Consider the following 15815-nt stretch of genomic DNA (forward strand, 5'->3'; position numbering starts at 1 on the left):
GAGCCTCACCTGCCCCGTCGCAAAAGATTTTTCGCCAGGCCGATCGCCGGTTTACTGCCGCGGTGACAGGGGTAGAATGACCGCCTCATTTTTCGAGCCGAGCATCAATCAAAAATGGCCTTGCCGACGCTGCGCATTATCGGTTTCATTCTCGGCATCTTCCTGATCACCCTCGCTGTCAGCATGGTCATTCCGATGATCACGCTGTTCGCCTTCGATCGCACCGACGATCTCCAGGCCTTTCTCTGGGCCAGCCTGATCACCTTCAGCTCCGGCATCGCACTGGTAGCTCCGGGCCGCCCCGAACTGGCTCAATTGCGTCCGCGCGACATGTATTTCCTGACGACGGTCAGTTGGCTGGTGGTGTGCTGCTTCGCTGCGCTGCCGATGATGCTGATCCACCACATCAGCTACACGAATGCCTTCTTCGAGACCATGTCGGGGATCACCACCACCGGATCGACCGTACTTTCCGGCCTGGACACCGCGTCGCCGGGGCTGCTGATGTGGCGATCGATGCTTCAATGGCTGGGCGGGATCGGCTTTATCGGCATGGCCGTTGCGATCCTGCCGTTGTTGCGCATCGGCGGGATGCGCCTGTTCCAGACCGAGTCGTCGGACTGGTCGCAAAAGGCAATGCCCCGCTCGCACGTGATGGCCAAGTCGATCCTGTTCGTCTATCTCGCACTCACCTTGCTCTGTGGCATCTGCTACTGGCTCAGCGGCATGACCCCGTTCGAGGCGATCAACCATGCCATGACCACCATCTCCACCGGCGGTTACTCCACCTCGGACAGCTCCATGGGCAAGTTCTCGCCCGCCGCGCATTGGACCGCGGTCGTCTTCATGTTGCTGGGCGGCTTGCCTTTCATCCTGATGGTCTCGACGGTGCGGGGAAACCGCTACGCCCTGATCCACGATCAACAGGTGCAAGGCTTTGTCGCGATGCTGTTCGCGATGTGCATCGCGTTCGCCATCTGGCTGACGCTCAATTCCGACTACGACTTCCTCGACGCGCTTCGTATCGTGTCGCTGAACGTCGTCTCGGTGGTCACGACGACCGGCTTCGCGCTGGGTGACTACACCCAGTGGGGGGAATTCGCGGTACTGGCGTTTTTCTACCTGACCTTCATCGGTGGCTGCTCCGGCTCGACGTCCGGCGGCCTGAAGATTTTCCGTTTCCAGGTGGCCTATTCCTTACTGCGTGCCAACCTGGCGCAACTGGTCCACCCCCGGGCGGTGATCAAGCAGCAATACAATCGCCACCCGCTCGACGAAGAAATCGTCCGGTCGATCCTGACCTTCTCGTTCTTTTTCACCATCACCATCGGCGCGCTGGCCCTGGCGCTCGCGCTCTTGGGTCTGGACATGCTGACGGCCTTGACCGCGGCGGCAACTGCCGTCTGCAACGTCGGTCCGGGCCTGGGACCCATCATCGGTCCGGCGGGTAATTTCTCGACCCTGCCGGATTCCGCAAAGTGGCTGCTGTCGCTCGGCATGCTGCTCGGTCGCCTGGAAATCATCACCGTGCTGGTCATGCTGACGCCCTCGTTCTGGCGTCACTGAGCGGCGTTACAACTCACCGATGTCTTCGTTCCACAGCTCAGGGCGCTGGGCGATGAAGCCGCGCATCATCTCGATGCAGGTCGCGTCCTGCAGCACGTCGATCTCGACACCACGATCGCGTAGCAGTCGCTCCTCGCCCATGAAGGTCTGGTTTTCGCCAATCACGACCTTGGGGATTCCGTACAGCAGGATGGCGCCGCTGCACATCGAACAGGGCGACAGCGTGGTGTAGAGCACCGAGTCGGCATAGACGCTCGCCGGTTGCCGGCCGGCGTTCTCGAAGGCATCCATTTCCCCGTGCAGCACGGCGCTGCCTTGTTGCACCCGCCGATTATGTCCTCGGCCGATGATTTGCCCTCGATGAACGATGACCGAGCCGATGGGTATCCCACCCTCAGCCAACCCCTTCTTCGCCTCATCGAGCGCCGCCTGCATGAATGCGTCCACTGTCTGCCTCCTGTGATAAGCCTGCGAGTGTTCTGGGCCGATCGGCCATTGTTGGGGGCTAAGCGATCAGCCCTTGCGCTTGATCAGCCGACCACCAAGCGTAACGGCGGCGAAGACCAAGCCACCGGCGAGGATGCCGAAAGCCGCGTCGAGCACCGTCGGAGTCAGCCCGGCAAGCACCGAGCCGAAATACGGCAGCGCTACCGTGTGCTCGGCGCTGCTCTCGATCCACTCGTGCACGGTCTTGAAGCCATGGGTGAGGATGCCGCCGCCGACCATGAACATGGCAGCGGTGCCCACCACTGACAAGGATTTCATCAGCCAAGGGGCGACTGCGAGAATTGCGCGTCCGATCCGCTGCGCTGCGCCGTTCGCGCTTTTGCTCAGCGCCAGCCCGGCATCGTCCAACTTGACGATACCGGCCACCACGCCATACACGCCGATCGTCATGATGATGGCGATGCCAGCGAGAACCAGCACCTGCTCGGCGAACGATGCCGTGGCCACCGTACCGAGCGTAATGGCGATGATTTCAGCCGACAGAATGAAATCGGTGCGCACCGCACCGCTGATCTTGTCCCGTTCGAAGGCAACCATATCGACGCTCGGATCGGACAGCGCATCGATCTGCCGAGCATGAGCGTCATCATCGGCATGCAGAAAGCGGTGTGCCAGCTTCTCGAAACCCTCGAAACAGAGAAAGGCGCCCCCAAGCATCAGCAGCGGCGTGACTGCCCAGGGAATGAACGCGCTGATCAACAGCGCGGCCGGCACCAGAATCAGTTTGTTACGTAGCGAGCCCTTGGCAACCGCCCAGACGACAGGCAGCTCTCGGTCGGCCTTTACCCCGGTAACCTGTTGCGCGTTAAGCGCCAGATCGTCTCCGAGCACACCTGCGGTTTTCTTCGCAGCGACTTTGGTCATGACGGAGACGTCATCCAGAACGGTGGCGATGTCGTCGATCAAGGCAAGCAAGCTACTGGCCAAAGGTTGGTCGTCCTAGTGATAGAGAGAAGGCAAAGCGGCAGGAGCATGCCACCGTTTCGAGCGGATGAACATTAAGGCGCCGGGCGGTGGTACAAGTTCCGCCATGTCGGCGCGGGCCCGACCGCCGCAGTCGCGACGAGGCGTCGAGCGATGATCCGGCAGACGGCGTGGCCAGGAGCCATCGATGAATCTAGACTGCGATGTCAACGACAACAAGAGGTGCAACATGAGCACGCATGCCGCCGAACGCTTTACGAGATTCGCCGATTTCTACCCGTTCTACCTGGCCGAACACAGCAACCCCGTCTGCCGTCGCCTGCATTACGCCGGTAGCCTGCTGGTGCTGGGCATACTGGCCTATGCATTGGTCAGCCAGCAATGGCTCTGGCTGCTGGCTATGCCCCTGGCCGGCTACGGGTTCGCCTGGATCGGGCATTTCATCTTCGAAAAGAACCGACCGGCGACATTCCAGTATCCGCTGTACAGCTTCCTGGGTGACTGGGTAATGCTCAAGGATATGCTGACCGGAAAGATCCGTTTCTAACCGCCGAGCTGGTCGTACAACCGATTTACCGCGCCTCGTCACGGATTGAGATGGGTGGTTTGGCGCATCGGCGGTGACTTGGTTATGATCACCGATCAGCACCGCACGACGCACATTCGACTCGAACATCGCATGCTAGAGCGGTTGAATCTTTCAGGGACAGTAACCACCATGCCAACCGTGACCGGTGAACGGCGAAACGGCCTCGCGACTCGCCCGCTGCGCGAGTACTACGCCCGGGTTTTAGCCTATCTGAGCTGTGCCGCCACACTTGCCGCCGGTGTTTATACCCAGCAATTCGCACTCGATCTGTTATGGATGGTGCCCTACACCCTGCTATATCCGCATTTCGCCTATCACCTGAGCTACCGCTTCAAGCGCGAGCACCCTGAACGCACCTCGCAAACCCTGCTGTCTCTCGACGCCCTGAACGCGGGTGCCGGCATCGTGCTGCTCGGCTGCAGCCTGGTGCCCAGCCTGATGTTCCTGCTGACCCTGGGTTTCAGCGCGCTGGTCATCGGCAGTTTGCGCCATCTATTGCTGACGGCCCTGCTGGTGGCCGGCGGCATGGGGCTGGCCAGCCTGCTGGTACCGCTGCGCCTGGACCTGGCAACGCCTCCGCTGGTGGCGGCTGTCAGCATCCTGTTCACCACCCTGTACGTCTGCATCACCGCCTACTACGTGCACCAGCAAGGTGAACGACTGGCGCAAGCACGCCGCGAAGTCGAGGCCGAGCAGGCCAAAGCAGCACGTTTGGCCCGCAACCTCGCCAAGTACCTCTCGCCTCAGGTGTGGGAATCCATTTTCTCCGGCAAGCGCAGCGTCCGCCTGGAAACCCAGCGCAAGAAGCTCACCGTGTTCTTCTCCGACATCAAAGGCTTCACCGAACTCTCCGAAGAGCTGGAAGCCGAAGCCCTGACCGATCTGCTCAACAACTACCTCAACGAGATGTCGAAGATCACCCTCAAATACGGCGGCACCATCGACAAGTTCGTGGGCGACTGTGTGATGGTGTTCTTCGGCGACCCCACCAGCCAGGGCGCGAAAAAGGATGCGGTGGCTGCGGTATCGATGGCCATCGCCATGCGCAAGCACATGAAAGTCCTGCGCCAGCAATGGCGCGCCCAGGGCATCACCAAACCGATGGAAATCCGCATGGGGATCAACACCGGCTACTGCACCGTCGGCAATTTCGGTGCCGATACCCGCATGGACTACACCATCATCGGTCGCGAAGTGAACCTGGCCAGCCGCCTGGAGAGCTCCGCCGAAGCCGGCGAGATCCTGATCTCTCACGAAACCTATTCGCTGGTCAAAGACGTGATCATGTGCCGCGACAATGGCCAGATTACGGTCAAGGGGTTCTCGCGTCCCGTACAGATCTATCAGGTGGTGGATTTCCGCCGCGATCTCGGCGCTACCAGCAGCTTCGTCGAGCATGAGCTGCCGGGGTTTTCGATGTACCTGGACACCAACGGGGTGCAGAACTTCGACAAGGAACGCGTGATCCAGGCCCTCAATCAGGCCGCCGACAAGCTGCGCGACAAGGTCATCATGTGATACCGGCGCCGCCGCGCAGCCGATCCAACCGCAGCCGGCCACGCCATCCGCATGCAGTCGAGGTCACCATGTCGCCCATTCTGTCCCTGCGTCATTACAACCACGACCAGATCATCCACAGTCACCATCACACGCAGCTGGTGTTCGGTTTGCGCGGGCGTCTGGACTTCGAGATCGAGGGCCAGGGCAGCCGTATCCAGCAGCAGTTCCTCGCCGTCGTGCCCAGCGAGGCGCGCCACGCCTGTGGCAGCCCTGACGGGAGCATGTGCCTGGTGCTGGACATTCCGGACGGCGACTGGCTGCAGCAACGCCTCGGCCATCACAGCGACTCCGCCCGGCGCTTGCTGGAGCAAAGCGCAGCGCTGCACCTGAACCCGATGCAAAGCCAACTGGTTGGCTGGCTCGCAGCCAGCCCGGTCAACGACCCGATCATCAGCGAGCAAGGCGCAACCCTGCTCTTGGCCAGCCTCGCCAACGGTTGCGAGCCGGCAGGCTGGCAACGCCCACTGCCGCTGGCCTCGCTTCGCGACCACATCGACCGACATCTGGCCCATCCGCTCGAGGTCAGGGACCTGGCACGACTGGCCGGCCTTTCCGTGGCGCGTTTCCACGCGCGCTTCGCCAGTGAAACCGGGCAAACGCCACAGGAATTCGTTCGGCTGCGCCGCCTGCATCAAGGCCGGGCGCTGCTATTGAGCACGCGGCTGACGGTCGGCGAGATCGCCGCGCGCGTCGGCTATGCCTCGCAAAGTGCCTTTACCGCCGCACTCGCCCGCGAATACGGAACCACGCCCCGCGTGATCCGGCGCGAGGCGCACGACAAACTGCGAGAGTGAAGCGACAGACCGATCGTCTCCCGCGCCGTAGCATAAGCACTCACTGTTATTCACGATGCCACGAGGCATCCCACCGTGAGGCGCATATGTTTCGTATCGATCTATCGGCCGTCCTTACCCGACGTTGCCGACCCGCGCTGGACGTCAGACCATGACCCATCGCAACGCCCTGCTGGCGATTCACTTCGGTGCGCTGATGTTCGGGTTGTCCGGGATATTCGGCAAACTGGCGGCAAGCACACCCCTGATCATCACCTTCGGCCGAGCCGGCTTTGCCGTCGTGGCGCTGGTACTGGCCAGCCAGCTGCTTCGCAGCAACAGCGCCCGCGCAAGCTCTCGCCAGCGGGTCGGCCTGTTGCTCGGCGGGGTTCTCCTGGGCGGGCACTGGCTGACCTTCTTCCTGGCGGTAAAGGTCGGCGGGGTCGGCATCGCCACGCTGGGCTTCGCCAGTTTCCCGGCCTTCACGGTATTGCTTGAAGGGCTGCTGTTCCGCGAGCGCACCCGACCGATCGAGTTCGCCATGGTAGGGCTGGTATGCGCAGGCCTGCTGTTGGTAACGCCACACTTCGATCTCGCCAGCGAAAGCACCGTTGGGCTGCTCTACGGCATCCTCTCGGGCCTGACGTTCGCCCTGCTCTCTCTGCTCAACCGAGCCGTCACCCGCGGTGTCGATCCAGTCCAGGCCGCACTTTGGCAAAACGGCACCATCCTGTTGTGCCTGGTGCCCTTCACCTGGACCGCGCTACCGGCAGTGCCGGCACTGGATTGGCTATGGTTGGCATTGCTTGGTGTGTTCTGCACGGGGCTGGCGCACAGCCTGTTTGTGGCGAGCCTCAAAGTACTGAAGGCTCGGACCACCGCGGTTATTTTCGCCCTCGAGCCGGTCTACGGGATCGCCTTTGCGTGGTGGTTGTTCAACGAACAGCCCACCCTGCGCATGCTGCTCGGCGGCACCCTGATCATCCTGGCGACGGTAATTACCAGCTGCCTCAAGGCCCCCGCTACGCCAGCAGTTGCTACCCCACTCGCGGAGCGGCCCGCAGCGCCCCGCTCGTAGAGTCCGCCGATGATGTCGGCGCCTGATTACCCAACGGCGAAGGCCCGTTAGTGGGAATGGCGCGGAACCTCGGCGCCACGGCAACCGACGAGGAAGTCGAAGTCGCAGCCCTCGTCGGCCTGCATCACATGCTCCACGAACAGCCGCCGATAACCACCGTCCCACAGCAGGCCCTGCGGCGCTTGCCACGCCGCCAGCCGTTCCTCCAGCTCGGCATCCGAGACATCCAGATGCAGACGGCCCTCGTAACAGTCCAGCTCGATGAAATCACCGTTGCGCACCACCGCCAGCGGTCCACCCGCTGCGGCTTCCGGCGCGACATGCAAGACCACGGTGCCGTAAGCGGTACCGCTCATACGGGCGTCGGAGATCCGCACCATGTCGGTGATTCCCTTGGCCAATACCTTCGGCGGCAGGCCCATGTTGCCGACCTCGGCCATACCGGGATAACCCTTGGGTCCGCAGTTTTTCATGACTAGGATGCAGGTTTCGTCGACGTCCAGGTCGGGGTCGGCAATGCGCGCCTTGTAGTCGTCGAAGTCCTCGAACACCACCGCGCGACCGCGATGCTTCATCAGCTCCGGCGTTGCCGCCGAGGGTTTCAACACCGCACCGCTGGGCGCGAGATTGCCGCGCAATACGCAGATGCCGCCGTCCTTGCGTAGCGGATTGTCCAGCGCGCGAATGACCTCGTCCTCGCCGTAGATCGGGGCTTGAACGCAGTTGTCCCAGAGTGATTTGCCATTGACGGTCAGCGCATCGGGATTGGGCAACAGCTGATGTTCACCCAGCCGGCGGATCACCGCCGGCAATCCACCGGCGTAGTAGAACTCTTCCATCAGGAAGCGCCCGGAAGGCTGCAGGTCGACGATGGTGGGCATGCCGCGGCCGATACGAGTCCAGTCATCCAGATCCAGTTCGACCCCAATCCGCCCGGCGATCGCCTTGAGGTGGATCACCGCATTGGTCGAACCACCGATGGCGGCGTTGACGCGGATGGCGTTTTCGAAGGCTTGCTTGGTCAGCACCTTGGACAGCCGCAGGTCCTCCTCGACCATCTCGACGATGCGCATGCCGGACAGGTGCGCCAGCACGTAGCGCCGTGAGTCCACGGCCGGAATCGCCGCGTTGTGAGGCAATGAAGTGCCCAGCGCTTCGGCCATACAGGCCATGGTCGAGGCGGTGCCCATGGTGTTGCAGGTGCCCGCCGAACGCGACATGCCGGCCTCGGCAGAGAGAAACTCATTGAGGTCGATCTGCCCGGCCTTGTACTGCTCGTGCATCTGCCAAACGATGGTCCCGGCACCGATGTCACGCCCCTTGTGCTTGCCGTTGAGCATCGGCCCTCCGGTGACGACGATGGCCGGCACGTCGCAGCTGGCCGCGCCCATCAGCAGCGCCGGGGTGGTTTTGTCACAGCCGACCAGCAGCACGACGGCATCCACCGGGTTACCGCGAATCGACTCTTCCACATCCATGCTGGCCAGGTTGCGGGTCAGCATGGCGGTGGGTCGCAGGTTCGATTCACCATTGGAGAACACCGGGAATTCGACCGGAAAGCCGCCCGCCTCCAGCACACCTTTCTTCACGTGCTCGGCGATCTTGCGGAAGTGCGCGTTGCACGGCGTCAGCTCCGACCAGGTGTTGCAGATGCCGATGATCGGCTTGCCCTGGAATTCGTGATCCGGGATGCCCTGGTTCTTCATCCAGCTGCGGTACATGAAGCCGTTCTTGTCAGTGGTACCAAACCATTGAGCGGAGCGCAGGGGGCGTTTATCAGTCATTGCGATACACCTGTTTTCGTCGGCCAGCCCACCGGGCCCGCCAGGTTTAACGTTCGGGTTGGGTTACAACAGCCAGGTCGAGATGGCCGGGAAGTAGAGCAACAGGCCGAGCACCGCTATCTGGATGACGATGAAGGGCACCATCGAGCGGAAGATGTCGGTCAGGGTGATATCGGGCGGCGCCACACTCTTGAGATAGAAGGCAGCAGGGCCGAATGGGGGTGATATGTAAGACACCTGCATGCTCACCGCGAAGAGGATGCCGAACCACACCGGGTCGTAGCCGAGCGCGACGACGATGGGCACGAAAATCGGCAGGCAGAGCATGGCGATGCCGATCCAGTCGAGGAACATGCCCAGCAGCAGGAAGATCAGCATCATCACCAGCACGATGACGAAGGGCGCGACGTCCAAACCGGTGATTGCCGCCGAGACGAAGCGGTTGCCGCCCATCAGGTTGTAAACCCCCACCAGACAGGCCGCGCCGATACCGATCCAGACGATCATCCCGCAGGTTTCCAGGGTCTGGGTCAGGCTCTCCTGAAGCAGCTTGAGGCTGAATTCGCCGCGCACCAGTACCGCCAGCAGCACGCCCAGCGCGCCCATGGCGGCCGCCTCGGTGACCGAAGCGATACCGCCGTAGATGCTGCCGAGTACCAGGCCGGCGATGGCGATCGGAAAGAACATGCCCTTGAACGCCTCGCCGAGCGTCAATCGCGGCACGCTGGCATCCTTCTCCTGATGCGCACCGCCCATGTGCGGATAACGCATGCACATCACCACCACGTAGAGCATGTAGCTGCCCATCAGCAGCGCTGCAGGAACGATCGCTGCCTTGAACAGGTCGGCAATGGAGACGCTGGCGATCAGGCCATAGATGATCAGCACGATCGAGGGCGGCACCATGGTGCCCAATGAACCACCCGCACAGACCACGCCGATGGCGATGCGCTTGTCGTAGCCCAGGCGCAGCATCTGCGGCAGCGCCAGCACACCGAGCAGGACGATTTCGCCGCCGATGATTCCGGAGATGGCAGCGAGAAAGAACGCCACGACGATGGTCTGTACCGCCACCCCGCCCGGCAGCCGGCCGGCGAAGAAGCGCATGGAATTGAACAGATCCCGCGCCAGCCCCGATCGGTCCAGCAAGCCCGCCATGAAGACGAACATCGGCACGGCCACCAGCGAATATTCGGTAATGAAGCCGAACATGCGACTGGCCACCAGCGGCACGGCCACCGGGCCGAACCAGCCAAAGGTGAAGCCTGCGGCGACCAGGCCGGTGACGAACGCCAACGGTAGCCCCAGCACCAGCAACGCGAAGATCGCGAAAATCATCAGGTAGGTTGCGATCTCGATGCTCATTTCGTGGCATCCGTATCAAGACGCGCGCGTCGGTGAGTCGCGATCCGCACCACTTGCTGCACGCACATCAGCGCGATGGAGACCAGGATGACGATCTTGGTGAATGCCGGAAGCGGCTGGTTCCAGGACGATCCCGAGGTTTCCAGGCGCCAGCTGCCATCGGGCGCATGAGTCGCGTTGTAGGCCAGCACCCAGGCGGCATAACCGATCGCCAGACAGAACAGGATGCCCAGCACCAGGTTCAGCAGCTCCAGCCAGCTCCGCTTACGCGGTGAAAGGCGGTCGAGCAGGATGCGAATCTGGATGTGCCGGTTGGTCGCCAGCGCATAGGGCCCACCCAGCGCGAAGATGGCAGCCACCAGGAAGGTCGTGGTTTCGTGCGCCCACTCGGTGGGTGAGTTGAAGCCGTAGCGCATGATGACTTCGAACACACTGACCAGCATGGCGAGAAATACCAGCCAGGCGATTATCTGACCGGCTCGACGAATGCCGCGGTCAAGCAGCCCATGCCCCGGTTCGGGCGCGCAGACATCCAGATGATCGGAGGAAGGTTGAGGTTTTTTCACGGCAGAGCTCCTCGGACTATCCGGCCGTAGCCGGAAAGCCGTTGGTCATCGAAGAAGGGGTGTCGCGAATGGCGACCTAGAGCATTCCCTTGTCTTGCAGATAGGTCTGGATCGAATCCACCGCCTCCTTGGCCTGGGGACTGCGATCACGCCAGCGCGACCACTCGTCCCGGGCGGACTGACGGAACTTCTTCAGCTCGCCCTCGGAAAGCGAAGTCAGAGTCACGTCGCCCTTCTGCTTGGCCAGCGCCACCTGCTCCTCGTCTTTCTTCTGCAGATCGCTGACCAGTTGCTCGGTGAAGGCATCGACCGAGTCTTCGAGAATCTTCTGCTGCTCAGGCGACAGCTCGTCCCACAGCGCCTTGTTGACCGAAATGTCCTTCATCGGCATCGAGTGGAAGCCGGGATACACGGCGAACGGCGCGTACTTGTGATAGCCCTGTTGGTAGTTGGTGGAGAACACCGTGTAATCGGCCGCGTCGATCACACCTTTTTCCAGCCCGGTGTACACCTCGGAAGTCGGCAGATTCACCGGTGCCGCACCGACCAGCTTGAAGATGTTGGAGACCATGCCTTCCGGCGCGCGCACCTTCAGCCCCTTGAGGTCATCGAGGCTCTCGATCTTGCGCTTGCTGATCAGCGACTCGGCGCCTACGGCACCGGCGCGAATGAGGTGAACGTTGTAGGGCTCGACCAGGCGGTTGTAGCCCGCCTCCCCGCCCGCATTGCGCATGTAGTCGAGGAACGGCGCCGGGCCGCTCCAGGCGCCCACCATGTTGCCGTACACCGCGAACGCCGGATTCTTGCCTGAAAAATAGCCTGGGTCGGTGATATGGCCCTGGATGATGCCGGCGCCGACCGCATCCAGCGTCTCGTTGTTACCGACGATGGTGCCGGTGGGCAGAACTTCGATGTTGATCTCACCGCCGGTTTTTTCGCCAACGCTCTTGGCCCATTGCTGGGCGATGCGGTACTCATCGTCGCCCGCGTTGACGTTGATCTGGAACTTCCAGTCCTGAGCAGCGGCGACACTGCCGGAGGTAAGGATCAGGCTCGCCGCAAGGACAAGACCGGCACGGGGAATACTCGGTTGCATGGTTGCCTCTCCACTTATTGTTATTCGGCATCTCGGCCGCGGTGACAGTGCTTCTTGTTGCCTGTCCCGCTGTTGAAAAGATTAAAGAGCGCAGCCATCATCAACAAATACAAAATCTCGCCGCACCTATACGCAAACGGATATACCCAACATGAAGCCGATCAACAGCAACTGGTTCGTTCGGGCTCGTCTGAAGAACCGCCACATCCCTTTGCTGGTGGCGCTAGGCGACACCGGCAACCTCAATCGCGCCGCCGAAGGGCTGGGGATCTCCCAGCCGGCCATTTCTAAGCTGTTGAAGGAGCTGGAAGACGGGCTTGGCGTCGCGCTTTTCGAGCGACATGCCAGAGGCGTGGTCCCGACGCTGTACGGCGAGACCATGATTCGCCACGCCAGACGCCTGCAGAACACCCTGGACAACGTCTACAGCGAAGTCGACGCGCTGCGCCAAGGGCAGCAGGGTCACGTCCGGATCGGCACCATCCTCACGCCCTGTGCTGAGTTGTTGCCGGAGGTGGTGGGCCGCGCCAAGCAGCGCTTCCCGAGCCTGGAACTGAGCATCCGGACTGGCTCGAGCCGTGATCTGATGGCGATCCTCGACGATGGCGAACTGGACTTTCTGGTCGCACGCTTCTTTGCCGGGAGCCAGCAGCATGATTTGCGTTTCGAACCGCTGGCCAAGGAACCCCTGCGGATCTGTGCGAGGGCAGGACTGATCCAGGGGCCGATGTCCCGCGCCGAGCTGAACGCCGCCGACTGGGTACTGCCGCCGGCCGGCAGCGTGTTGCGTCAGGAATTCGATGGCTTGTTCCAGCGTGTCGGCATGCGCCCGCCAACCAAGGTGGTCAACGCCGAAAACCTGCTGATGGTCACCACCCTGGTGGAGAAGAACGACATGCTGACCGTGCTGCCGCGCGATGTGCTGGCGCACTATGCACGTTATGGCATGCTCGCCGAGATCGAAGTCGACTCCAGCATCGACATTGACCTGAATCAGGGTTTGATGGATTTCGGCATCATCACCAAGGACCAGCGGCTGCTTTCCCCCGCCGCACGCAACGTGCTGGAGCTGTTACGGGATGTCGCCCAGCGGACGGCGCTGACATAACGCCAACCGAGATCTGCCAAACGCCGTCTCGAACTCAAGCCGCCGGGCAACTCGCGGAATGCCATCTGGAGTGCATTGACAGGCCACTCCAGATGGTCGTTCGGCTGATGCGGCACACCAGCCATCAGGTCGAGCTAGATCGCGCTCCGCGTCACTTCGCCATCCACGAGGCGGTTGATACCCAGCGGATTGGCATTTTTCAGCGCCTCGGGTAGCAGTGCTTCGGGGAAGTTCTGATAGCAGACAGGCCGCAGGAAGCGGTCGATCGCCAGGGTTCCCACCGAAGTGCCGCGCGCATCGGAAGTCGCCGGGTACGGTCCGCCGTGAACCATCGAGTCGCAGACCTCTACGCCGGTCGGGTAGCCGTTGAGCAGCAAGCGCCCGGCCTTTTGTTCCAGGACCGCGGTGAGATCGGCGAAGTCGCTCAAGTCCGCTTCGTCTGCGATCAAGGTCGCAGTGAGCTGGCCGCGCAAGCCATGCAATGCACGAATCAACTCCGCCTTGTCGGCGACTTCCACTACCACCGTGGTGGGCCCGAAGACCTCCTCCTGCAGCAGTTCGTCTCCGTCAATCAGCAACTGCGCGTCGGCCTTGAACAACTGCGGCCGCGCCTGGTTGCCCTCCTGCGTGGCGCCGGCCAGGTGGATGATGCCCGGGTGCGCCTGCAGATGTTCCAGGCCCTTGGAGTAGCTGGTCAGCGTACCGGCATTGAGCATGGTCTGCGCGGGCTGCTCGGACATGAAGCCGGTGAGCTGTTCGAGGAACGACGAAAACTCCGGCGAGCGAATGCCGATTACCATGCCGGGATTGGTGCAGAACTGGCCGCAGCCCATCACCACGGACGCGGTCAGCTCGTTGGCAATGGCATCGCCGCGGGCCTTCAACGCCTGCGGCAAGACCAGCACCGGATTGATGCTGGACATCTCGGCGAACACCGGGATCGGCTGCGGACGTGCGTCTGCCATGTCGCACAGCGCACGGCCACCGCGCAACGAGCCGGTGAAACCGACCGCCTGGATCGCCGGGTGCTTGACCAGCCACTCACCGACACCGCCACCGTAAACCATGTTGAACACGCCCTTGGGCATGCCGGTTTTCTCGGCAGCACGCAGGATCGTGTCGGCAACCCGTTCGGCAGTGGCCATGTGGCCGCTGTGGGCCTTGAACACGACCGGGCAACCGGCGGCCAATGCCGAAGCGGTATCACCACCGGCCGTGGAAAACGCCAAGGGGAAATTGCTGGCACCGAATACAGCGACCGGACCGAGCCCCATGCGGCACTGACGCAGATCGGGACGCGGCAACGGTTTGCGCTCCGGCAGCGCGCGATCGATACGCGCCCCGTAGAAATCACCACGGCGCAGCACCTTGGCGAACAGTCGCATCTGCCCGCTGGTACGCCCGCGCTCACCCTGGATGCGCCCGGCCGGCAGCGCGGTTTCCTGACAGACCAGCGCTACGAAGTCGTCGCCCAGCGCGTCTAGCTCGTCAGCGATGGCATCGAGAAATACGGCGCGCCGTTCAGCCGGCAAGGCACGGTAACTTGGGTAGGCGGCGGCAGCGGCTTCGGCGGCAGCATTCACCTCGTCTTGCGTCGCCTGTACGAATTCGAACGGCAGCGCTTCGCCGCTGGTGGCATCGTGACTTTTCAGCTTTTGGGTGCCGGCAGCACTGCGATCACCCGCTATGTAGTTGTGGCCGAGAATGGCGGACATGGAAATATCTCCTCTACCTGTTGTTCAGGGGCTCCGCATGACGTGCGGAGGATGGCCGACGGCCCGCGGCGAACAGGATCGGCCTCGACGGCTCGGTCAGCGGTTCGCCACGTATGACAGCTCAGGTGCTCGGCTCCGGTTCAGAGCGCCTTGACCCCGCCGGCCTTGATACCGCCCCGGCGGATGGCGATGCCATTGCGCAGGGGCGCACCGAAGGCATCGAGGCTGATCTCGAACTGGTCGCCCGGTTGCGTCTTGATACCGTCCGCGAATGACAGTGTGGCCGTGCCGAAGAAATGCACATGAACATCACCGGGACGCAGGAACTGAGCGTACTTGAAGTGATGGTATTCGAGATTCTCCAGGCTGTGGCACATGTTCTCTTCGCCTGACAGAAACTCCTTTTCCCACAACAACTCGCCGGCCCGGTGGATACGACTGACGCCCGCCAGGTTCGCTGGCAGCTCGCCAATCCGCAGCTCGGGTCCGAACGAGCAGAATCTGAGTTTGGAGTGGGCCAGGTACAGGTAGTTCTTGCGTTCGGTCACATGGTCGGAGAATTCGTTGCCGAGGGCGAAACCGAGCCGGTATGGCTGGCCATCATCGCCAATCACGTAAAGACCGGTCAGCTCGGGCTCTTCGCCGAAGTCCTCGGCAAAATCGGGTGCTGGAAAATCCGCACCCGGACGAACCACGATGCTGCCATCTCCCTTGTAGAACCACTCGGGCTGCGCCCCTACGGTCCCCGGCTGCGGCTTTCCGCCCTGCATGCCCCAGCGGAACATTTGCATCGTATCGGTGACCTTTTCCTCCGCCTGCTCGACCTGCTGATGCATCTTGTCGCGGGTCGAAGCGCTGCCCAGATGAGTCAGGCCGGTACCACTGACCAGGCAATGCGCGGGGTCCTCATGGTCCAGCGGAGGCAGCACGCGGCCGCTGTCCAGTAACTGGCGATACGAGGGACCGGCATCGCAGCCCTGAGCGTCGACCTGTGCGACCAGGCTGTTGCCGTTACGTATCGCAGCCAGCGCCAGCTCGCGTGTACTGCGCGCTCCACGCACCACGTCGAGACGCTCACCATCGACTACACCGACCTGACGCTGGCCCTGTTCGTTCTCGAATTGAATCAACCGCATGAGGCTTCCTCTTCTTATAAGGGCCCGCAACCGCAGGCATCTGCTGCA

Annotated in this window: 14 protein-coding genes; 6 read left to right on the forward strand and 8 right to left on the reverse strand. The window is 62.3% G+C overall.

Going from position 1 to position 15815, the window contains the following annotated elements:
* Window positions 1-114: 114 nt before the first annotated feature.
* On the forward strand, window positions 115-1566 hold the full coding sequence (locus KCX70_RS13230) for a TrkH family potassium uptake protein (protein ID WP_212617823.1): 1452 nt from the start codon (window positions 115-117) through the stop codon (window positions 1564-1566).
* Between the two features lie 6 nt (window positions 1567-1572).
* Here the strand turns inward: KCX70_RS13230 and KCX70_RS13235 are convergent, their stop codons facing one another.
* Window positions 1573-2013, reverse strand: a complete 441-nt coding sequence (locus KCX70_RS13235) for a nucleoside deaminase (protein WP_102852025.1) — start codon at window positions 2011-2013, stop codon at window positions 1573-1575.
* A gap of 66 nt (window positions 2014-2079) precedes the next feature.
* On the reverse strand, window positions 2080-3000 hold the full coding sequence (locus KCX70_RS13240; protein WP_212617824.1) for a DUF808 domain-containing protein: 921 nt from the start codon (window positions 2998-3000) through the stop codon (window positions 2080-2082).
* Window positions 3001-3226: 226 nt separating this feature from the next.
* Between KCX70_RS13240 and KCX70_RS13245 the strand changes: the two genes are divergently transcribed.
* The 4 genes from KCX70_RS13245 (at window position 3227) to KCX70_RS13260 (ending at window position 6997) form a co-directional block, all read left to right on the forward strand.
* Window positions 3227-3544: an Mpo1-like protein gene (locus tag KCX70_RS13245; RefSeq protein ID WP_031311077.1), complete on the forward strand. Its 318-nt coding sequence runs from the start codon at window positions 3227-3229 to the stop codon at window positions 3542-3544.
* Between the two features lie 171 nt (window positions 3545-3715).
* Entirely contained in the window at window positions 3716-5104 is a 1389-nt protein-coding gene (locus tag KCX70_RS13250; protein ID WP_212617825.1) for an adenylate/guanylate cyclase domain-containing protein, read from the forward strand.
* Between the two features lie 68 nt (window positions 5105-5172).
* The gene (locus tag KCX70_RS13255; RefSeq protein WP_212617826.1) at window positions 5173-5940 is read left to right on the forward strand and encodes a helix-turn-helix domain-containing protein; all 768 of its coding nucleotides are present in this window, start codon (window positions 5173-5175) and stop codon (window positions 5938-5940) included.
* A gap of 151 nt (window positions 5941-6091) precedes the next feature.
* Window positions 6092-6997: a DMT family transporter gene (locus KCX70_RS13260; protein ID WP_212617827.1), complete on the forward strand. Its 906-nt coding sequence runs from the start codon at window positions 6092-6094 to the stop codon at window positions 6995-6997.
* A gap of 47 nt (window positions 6998-7044) precedes the next feature.
* Here the strand turns inward: KCX70_RS13260 and KCX70_RS13265 are convergent, their stop codons facing one another.
* The 4 genes from KCX70_RS13265 to dctP all read right to left on the reverse strand — a co-directional run bounded on the left by KCX70_RS13265 (window position 7045) and on the right by dctP (window position 11808).
* Entirely contained in the window at window positions 7045-8781 is a 1737-nt protein-coding gene (locus KCX70_RS13265) for an IlvD/Edd family dehydratase (protein WP_212617828.1), read from the reverse strand.
* Between the two features lie 63 nt (window positions 8782-8844).
* Entirely contained in the window at window positions 8845-10146 is a 1302-nt protein-coding gene (locus tag KCX70_RS13270; protein ID WP_212617829.1) for a TRAP transporter large permease, read from the reverse strand.
* Complete coding sequence (locus KCX70_RS13275) at window positions 10143-10712, reverse strand: TRAP transporter small permease subunit (protein WP_249121644.1); 570 nt, start codon at window positions 10710-10712, stop codon at window positions 10143-10145. The genes KCX70_RS13270 and KCX70_RS13275 overlap by 4 nt, the downstream gene beginning before the upstream one ends.
* A gap of 76 nt (window positions 10713-10788) precedes the next feature.
* Window positions 10789-11808, reverse strand: coding sequence for a TRAP transporter substrate-binding protein DctP (dctP, locus tag KCX70_RS13280; protein WP_102852031.1), 1020 nt, complete (start codon window positions 11806-11808; stop codon window positions 10789-10791).
* 151 nt (window positions 11809-11959) lie between these two features.
* Here dctP and KCX70_RS13285 point away from each other — a divergent pair, with 151 nt between their 5' ends.
* A complete protein-coding gene (locus KCX70_RS13285) occupies window positions 11960-12916 on the forward strand; it encodes a LysR family transcriptional regulator (protein WP_212617830.1) in 957 nt (318 codons plus the stop codon).
* A 134-nt stretch (window positions 12917-13050) separates the two neighbouring features.
* On the opposite strand, the gene KCX70_RS13290 is transcribed toward KCX70_RS13285, so the two are convergent.
* Window positions 13051-14631 carry an aldehyde dehydrogenase (NADP(+)) gene (locus tag KCX70_RS13290; RefSeq protein WP_212617831.1) on the reverse strand — a complete coding sequence of 527 codons (1581 nt, stop codon included), beginning with the start codon at window positions 14629-14631 and terminating at the stop codon, window positions 13051-13053.
* Between the two features lie 140 nt (window positions 14632-14771).
* The gene (gene araD1, locus KCX70_RS13295; protein WP_212617832.1) at window positions 14772-15767 is read right to left on the reverse strand and encodes an AraD1 family protein; all 996 of its coding nucleotides are present in this window, start codon (window positions 15765-15767) and stop codon (window positions 14772-14774) included.
* Between the last annotated feature and the right edge of the window lie 48 nt (window positions 15768-15815).

It is taken from the genome of Stutzerimonas stutzeri (assembly GCF_018138085.1).
In the GTDB taxonomy this organism is placed as follows: domain Bacteria; phylum Pseudomonadota; class Gammaproteobacteria; order Pseudomonadales; family Pseudomonadaceae; genus Stutzerimonas; species Stutzerimonas stutzeri_AI.